The organism is Anaeromusa sp. (assembly GCF_028691475.1).
GTDB lineage: Bacteria > Bacillota > Negativicutes > Anaeromusales > Anaeromusaceae > Anaeromusa.
In genome coordinates this window covers 1-6,875 of the sequence record NZ_JAQUZF010000062.1, presented here as the reverse complement: position 1 = coordinate 6,875, position 6,875 = coordinate 1, and the positions used below count along the sequence as shown (strand labels likewise).

General features: G+C 53.0%; 7 protein-coding genes. 2 read left to right on the top strand and 5 right to left on the bottom strand.

Going from position 1 to position 6,875, the window contains the following annotated elements; all coding sequences use genetic code 11:
• Window positions 1-214: 214 nt before the first annotated feature.
• A complete protein-coding gene (locus PHF27_RS09085) occupies window positions 215-547 on the top strand; it encodes a hypothetical protein (protein ID WP_300068830.1) in 333 nt (110 codons plus the stop codon).
• Window positions 548-747: 200 nt separating this feature from the next.
• Here PHF27_RS09085 and PHF27_RS09080 read toward each other — a convergent pair whose 3' ends face one another.
• Both PHF27_RS09080 and PHF27_RS09075 read right to left on the bottom strand, forming a co-directional pair.
• A complete protein-coding gene (locus PHF27_RS09080) occupies window positions 748-1,080 on the bottom strand; it encodes a hypothetical protein (protein WP_300068827.1) in 333 nt (110 codons plus the stop codon).
• A gap of 61 nt (window positions 1,081-1,141) precedes the next feature.
• Window positions 1,142-2,410, bottom strand: coding sequence for a multidrug effflux MFS transporter (locus tag PHF27_RS09075; RefSeq protein ID WP_300068824.1), 1,269 nt, complete (start codon window positions 2,408-2,410; stop codon window positions 1,142-1,144).
• A gap of 200 nt (window positions 2,411-2,610) precedes the next feature.
• Here PHF27_RS09075 and PHF27_RS09070 point away from each other — a divergent pair, with 200 nt between their 5' ends.
• A complete protein-coding gene (locus PHF27_RS09070) occupies window positions 2,611-3,792 on the top strand; it encodes an iron-containing alcohol dehydrogenase (protein WP_300068821.1) in 1,182 nt (393 codons plus the stop codon).
• 411 nt (window positions 3,793-4,203) lie between these two features.
• Here PHF27_RS09070 and PHF27_RS09065 read toward each other — a convergent pair whose 3' ends face one another.
• The 3 genes from PHF27_RS09065 to PHF27_RS09055 all read right to left on the bottom strand — a co-directional run.
• The gene (locus PHF27_RS09065) at window positions 4,204-5,505 is read right to left on the bottom strand and encodes a TolC family protein (RefSeq protein WP_300068819.1); all 1,302 of its coding nucleotides are present in this window, start codon (window positions 5,503-5,505) and stop codon (window positions 4,204-4,206) included.
• Between the two features lie 38 nt (window positions 5,506-5,543).
• Window positions 5,544-5,987 (bottom strand): universal stress protein, encoded by a 444-nt coding sequence (locus PHF27_RS09060; protein ID WP_300068816.1) that lies wholly within the window; start codon window positions 5,985-5,987, stop codon window positions 5,544-5,546.
• A gap of 16 nt (window positions 5,988-6,003) precedes the next feature.
• On the bottom strand, window positions 6,004-6,875 hold an 872-nt coding region (locus tag PHF27_RS09055; RefSeq protein WP_300068813.1), incomplete at its 5' end, for an efflux RND transporter permease subunit.

Sequence of the window (6,875 nt, the reverse complement as noted above, 5' to 3'; positions counted from 1 at the left end):
AGCACAGTTTCGCCTGTTTGAGCGCAACGAGTTAAGAAACTGCCGCCTTCGCCCGCTTTTGCGAGACGCGCGCAAATCTTGTCTCCAATACAATGACGCTGCCAACAAAGGCGATTCTCGCTTAGAGAGCAAAAATACGTAACAACTCCGCAATAGACTGCCTCTTCTCCCCACTCTCTTCGACGTATGATAGAGCATAAGGAAGGTGATTTTCATGCTTACGACACGCATTATCCGCGCTCCTCGTCCCAATACGGTAGCCATGCTGCTGCGCCGTACAGCGCCAGAGGCTAAAAAACAGCTCGAAGGCCTTCATTTTGACGCCATCGGCCTGATTCAAACCGACGTGCCCAGCCTCTTCTATTTCGCCGATATTGCCCAAAAAGCCGGTAATGTTGTAGCAGCGGAAATTGTCGGCAACTGCCCCCAGCATATCAATACTATGGCTTTTTCGGCAACAACGAAGCGGTCAACGCCGCTATCGCCTCTATTCAACTGGCGGAAAAGCAGTAGGAATGAAACCGTAGCAGAACGTAACACAGAGTAACAGAGAAAGGCCAGAGGAGTAAAAAAAGGGTTAATGAGGCTGCGGCGGCCGTGAGTTAAAATCCCCTTTCGCGTATTTCGTGTATTTCGCGGTTCGTTATCCATACCCCCGCCAGTCCTCCTTTCCCAGCCTCTCGAAACTTATAAATTCTGCTATAGAGAAGAAGCAGGCCTCTTCCGGCAACCGGAAGAGGCCTGCGCTTATCTACGGGGCGATGATTGAGGCGGCGCTACGACATTCGGACGGTCATGATGTTCCCGCTTACCTACGGCGCTGGTTTTGACGCTCTGCCCTTCCCTGGCTTCATCACCAGGTTTATAGGCTGTCTCCGACAACGCCACTTTGTAAGCGGAATGCTCATTCTTGGAAAACTCACGCTGCGCCTCGTAGGTCGGACACACAAGCCAAGCTGCTTTTTCCTCTACCTCCACTTTTACAAACAACAGATTGAGGCCGCAAAAACCACATTTGCGATCGGTCAGTTCTTGCACGGTCGCTTGGCCTAAAGGTTTTGCTTTTTTCCCCGTTTTCATAACCAACCCTCCCTACTAATGATCTACCTATATGGCACCACATCCTCCAATAAATGTCAATTTATTTTTTGACTATTCTTTCTTCTTTTGCTTTTATTATGTTTCTTGAATGCTGCAGGGCCCGCCAGCCGCAAAAAAGAGCCGCACCATTAGAAAGCGCTATCAGCAGCCCCATAGGCCAAAGAGCGCTTCCCCCCAAGCCGACTAAAGGAGACACGGCCGCCCCAAAAACAAACATCACCAATCCCAGCAATGCCGACGCACTGCCAGCCGCTTTGGCCTGATCTTGAATGGCCAAAGAAAAGCTGGTAGTCATCGTAGAGCCTACACAAGCCACCATGAGCCACAACGCGCCCAAGACCGCCCAAAGAGGGCCGCCCAAAACAAGCACAGCCAATAACACCAAACTGGCTGCCGCCGAAACGCCCAGAGATAGGCGCATTAAAAACATATCGGAATAGCTGCGATTAAAGCGGCTGACCAACTGTGTCGTCAATAGCGCGCCCAAGCTATTCACGGCAAAACAGAGGCCGAACGCCTGCGCTGACAAGCCAAAGCCGCCTTGGAGTACAAAAGGAGACCCTGCAATATACGCAAACAGCCCGCCTCCCACAAAACCCTGGACCAAAACATAGTAACGAAAAGAACGATTGCCCCACAAGGAAACGAAGGAGGCTAACAGGGCCTGTCCATTGGCGGGAACACGGTTTTTCTCCGCCAATGTTTCTTTTAACCCCAGCCAAGCCCCTGCCGTCAGCAGCACTCCCAATATCCCTAAGACAATAAATATACCTTGCCAGTTGGTGACTTGCAGCAACAAACCGCCCAACGTCGGCGCCAGCGTCGGCGCGACGCTATGCACCAACATAAGGAGAGAGAAAAAACGGGTAAGCTCCGCCCCTTCGTACAAATCCCTAACCATCGCCCGGGAAATTACAATGCCCCCAGCGCCAGCCAGTCCCTGCAAAAGACGCACTCCCGCCAATTCCCATGCGGATGTCGCAAAAGCGCACCAAAACGACGCCAAGGAAAACACGCCCAACGACAGCCATAACGGCCGATGACGCCCCACAGCATCACTATAAGGCCCCATCAAAAGCTGCCCCACGGCCAAACCCAAGAGTGACGCAGTCAGGCTCAGCTGCACCTGGGACGGCGTAGCGCCGCCAAGACTTTGCTGCATCAACGGCAGCGCCGGCAAATACAAATCGGTGCAAAGGGGACCCATGGCGGAAATCATACCCAACAGGCACGCTAGCCAAAGGCGCTGCATCTTCCCGGGCTGCGCCAGCGTTATTTCTTCTTGCTGTAAACAGCTATTAGTTTTCATAAAACGCTTCCTTCCTGCTGTCTTTTATACCATTGTAGCACTATGATGTTACAATTCCATTTCATTTCAACAAGTATCTTCCTGTAAACCTAACCCCGCTGCAAGAAGTTCGGTTTTGTTTTTTTGTGTATGGCAGAGGAAAATAATCATTCCATGTGGAAATTCTTATTTTATTGCAAATTACAAGGAGTGAACAAATCATGAATAACTTTGAATACTATGCACCCACCCGGGTGATTTTCGGCAAAGACACGGAAAATCAAGTGGGACAACTCATTGCAGAGCAACAAGGTCAAACCGTACTGGTTCATTTTGGCGGCGGCAGCGTGCAACGTTCCGGCCTGCTGGACCGCGTCTACGCTTCCTTGGAAAAAGCTGGCCTAAAACACGTCAGCCTCGGCGGCGTCGTACCAAATCCCCGTCTTTCCAAGGTGCGCGAAGGCATCGAATTGTGCCGCAAGGAAAAAGTAGACTTTCTGTTAGCTGTCGGCGGCGGCAGTGTTATCGATTCCGCCAAAGCCATCGGCTATGGCCTAGCCTATGACGGCGACGTCTGGGATTTTTACTGCGGCAAAGCCCAGCCGCAAGCTTGCTTTCCAGTGGGAACCATTTTGACCATCGCCGCCGCTGGCAGCGAAATGAGCAACTCCTCGGTCATCACCAACGAAGACGGCTGGCTCAAGCGCGGCTGCACCAACGATCACAGCCGCTGTAAATTCGCCATTATGAACCCTGAGCTAACAGCCACGCTGCCTCCGTATCAGACTGCCAGCGGCTGCGCCGATATTCTCATGCATTCGATGGAACGCTATTTCAGCCCCCACGCCAGTATGGAATTGACCGACAGCATTAGTGAAGCCCTTATGCGCACTGTCATCCGCAATGCCCGCATCCTGGTTAAAGACCCGGCCAACTATAATGCCCGGGCGGAAATCATGTGGGCCAGCAGCCTTTCCCACAACGACCTCACCGGCCATCGCAGCCTGGGAGACTGGGCCTGCCATCAGCTGGAGCACGAATTGAGCGGCATTTTCGACGTGGCTCATGGTGCAGGCTTGGCCGCCATCTGGGGTAGTTGGGCCCGGTATGTTCAAAAAACCAATCCAGCCCGTTTTGCCCAGTTCGCCGTCAATGTCCTAGGTATCGCCAATAACTTCGCTTCGCCGGACAATACCTCTCTCGCCGGCATCAAATCCATGGAAAACTTCTACACGTCCATCGGCATGCCCACCTCTTTAAAAGAATTAGGCCTTGAAGTCAGCGATGCGCAGATTGATGAGCTGGCTTATAAGTGCAGCTTTGAAGGCAAGCGGACGATCGGCGCTTTCCAGGTTCTCAAGCAAGAAGACATGAAAAACATCTTTCTCTTGGCTCGGGGGTAAAAGAAGGAAGGAACGGGTTTTGAACAGGAGTAAAGGGAGTAGATGGAGGGCTCGAATGAGGGTTACGGAATACGGTATTTTTTAACAAGAGCCGAATCCCTCCGCCACTGTGGCGGCACCTCCCTTTAACAAGGGCGGCAAAGTGAAAGTCCCCCTTGCCAAAGGGGACGGACCGCAGGGCCAGGGGGATTTAGCGGGCGCAGCGGCAAAGATTATTTTTTCAAAAAACCTTTCGCGTCTTTCGCGTATTTCGCGGTTCGTTTTATAAATTCTGATACATTTACCAAAGGCGACTCCAAATAAGGAGCCGCCTTTTTTCTTTTAGCAAACCGTCAAAAGCAGTCGCGGCATTCCCGCAGCCCTCCCGCGTACCCTCCGGTCACTCACGCGGCTCTTGTTCGTCTTACTTTTTCACTTTTGCGCTCCGATGGCCTTTTCCAGGCGCGCACGGCTGATCTGCAAGTCGTAGGACGCTTGAATATAGTTCGTCTGCGCCTGCTGCAGCGCTACCTCCGCATCCATAACGTCCAGATTGGTCCCCACTCCAGCGGCATAGCTTTCCCGACTGATATTGAAATTAGTCTGCGCTTCTTCCACAGCGGTACGGGTAGCCTCGATGCGTTTCAGGGCTTCTTGCACCCGCAAATGGGCGTCGCTGATTTCCAGCGAAATAGCGTCTTTGGTTTGGCGTTCTTCTTCCCTCGCCGCCGCTTCGCCGGCTTTAGCCTGCTTGAGCTTGGCCTGGGCAGCTCCGGAATCGAAAAGATTCAGCTGCACAATCAGCATAGCCGTCCAGTCGCGATTCTTGCCGCCAAAGGCTTCATTATCATCCCAAGCGGTGCTGCCGGTTAGGGCCAAGCTTGGCTGCTTGCTGCTCCTGGCTTCCTTGATTTTTTCCTTAGCCATGACAACGCCAGCCTGGCTTTGGGCCATTTCCGGCCGTTTGGCAACGCCCTGCTCCACATAGGCCGCCATAGTTTCCTGCGGCGCCTCTTGGGCTGCCGGCTCCTGCAGCTTCAATTCGCCATGGAGCGGTAAACCGATGCGCTTATTCAGCGCATATTGGGAGAGTTGATAGGCGTTTTCCGCCTGGACGCGGCTGTTTTCGGCATTAGCCAGACGCACCTTGGTCTGCAGCACATCCCGCCAGGCCACAACGCCTTCGTCATACATTTGACGCACCTGCTTCAAATGTCCGGCAAAATCGCCCTCCGTTTGCCGGGCTACGTCCAAGAGTTTGCCGCTGCGCAGCACCTCATAGTACTCCACCATCGTATCGAGCTGCAATTGCTGCCGTACCGCCTGCACTTCCAAGGCGGATACCTGCTGTCCCAGTTTAGCCTGGGCGATGACGCTCTCGAGCTTGCCCCCCGTATACAAAGGCACACTGGCGCTGATTTTGTTACTGAAATAGTTGTAAGGAGAAACGGCAGCCATCGTCGACATCCAGGAAAGAGGCGCCGTAGAGCGCATTTCCGTATGCGTATAATCAACGCTGATTCCTTTGGCAGCCTGCGCTTCCCCCACGGCCCCAACCGCTTTCTCCTCATTCGCCGCAGCAATGCGCAGAACCGGATTACGCGCCATGGCCAGAGAAATACTTTCTTCCAGCGTTAACGCCGTAGGTTCTGCCGCTGCGGTACTGCTCCACAACGCCAGCGCCGCGCCCCAAAGGACGGCTTTTTTTGCCCATGCAGGCGTTTTTATGTTCACCTTGGTTCCCCCTATTATCGTAGCTTCTTTAGCTGCTTTTATTTGACCACCAGCACCGGGCACTTGGCTTGATGCACCACATAGCCGCTGACGCTGCCCAGAATCAAGCCGGAAATAGCTCCCAGTCCTCGGCTGCCAATGACAATCATATCGACCTTGTGCTGTTCTGCAAACTCTTTAATGACAATGGTCGGAGCGCCAGTCTCCACATGTGTTTTGATATTCACCGTTTCCGGCACGCTCGCTACGGCGGCGTCAATAATCGTTTTAGCAAAAGCTTCCGGCTTATCTACGGTGTAAAGAGGAATTTTGCAGCCGGAAATCTGCGACGCCAGCGGCAATTGCTGCGACAACGCCATTACATACAAGATATGCAGCTCCGCTTCGGTCGTTTTCGCCAAAGCAACCGCATGAGCCAACGCGGCAAAAGAGTTTTGGGAGCCATCAAGCGGCACCAGGATTTTTTTATACTTTATTTCCATCGTTTCTCGCTTCCCTTCAGTTTTCTTTTTCCGATGGCTGCTCCGCCACCGGCGGTTCCGCGCGATACAAGGTTGCATACATGACCGGCAAGACCAGCAGTGTCAAAACCGTAGCGCCCGCCAAGCCAGCAGCAATAGCCACCGCCATGGGACCCCAAAACATATTGGGAATCAGCGGAATCATGCCCAGTATTGCCGCCGCTGCCGTCAGAAGAATCGGACGAAAACGAACTACCGTAGCATTGATGATGGCGTCCCAAAGGGAATCCCCCGCCGCCAACTGCTGATCAATTTGGTCCATCAGAATAATGGTATTGCGCATAACAATACCCGCCAGCGCCAAAATGCCCAGCTGTACCACAAAGCCCATGGGGCTGCCGGTCAGGAACAACCCCAAGGCTACGCCGATTAAGCCCAAGGGCGCCGTGAGCAGCGTCAAAATCATTTTAGGAATGTTTTGCAGCTGAATCATCAAGAGAATCATAATGACAATGACCATCGCCGGCACGGTTTCCATGATATACCTTGCCGCCTTAAGGCTGTCCTCTTTCGAACCGTCGTATTCAATTCGATAACCCGGAGGCAGAGAAGCGCGCAAATCATCCATCTGATTGAAGACTTCCTCGGCTACGCTGTCGCCGGTAGCGCCAGGGAGAATTTCCGCCTGCACCGCAATCATCGGCTTCAGATTGCGCCGGTACATCAAGCCTTCTTCTGCATCATAGGATATTTTGGCAATTTGATCCAGCGGGATATAACGACCATTCCCCACATGAATGCTTAAATCTTTCATCCGCGACGGGTCGTTGCGGTCTGAAGCGTCAAAGCGGAAGAGCATGCTGATGGTTCGGTCTGTTTCTCGGTATTCCGACAGCGGCGCGCCCGAAA

Bases quoted from the DNA above. Each gene is read 5' to 3' on its own strand.
- PHF27_RS09085 (WP_300068830.1), top strand. From the start codon at position 215: ATGCTTACGACACGCATTATCCGCGCTCCTCGTCCCAATACGGTAGCC.
- PHF27_RS09080 (WP_300068827.1), bottom strand. From the start codon at position 1,080: ATGAAAACGGGGAAAAAAGCAAAACCTTTAGGCCAAGCGACCGTGCAA.
- PHF27_RS09075 (WP_300068824.1), bottom strand. From the start codon at position 2,410: ATGAAAACTAATAGCTGTTTACAGCAAGAAGAAATAACGCTGGCGCAG.
- PHF27_RS09070 (WP_300068821.1), top strand. From the start codon at position 2,611: ATGAATAACTTTGAATACTATGCACCCACCCGGGTGATTTTCGGCAAA.
- PHF27_RS09060 (WP_300068816.1), bottom strand. From the start codon at position 5,987: ATGGAAATAAAGTATAAAAAAATCCTGGTGCCGCTTGATGGCTCCCAA.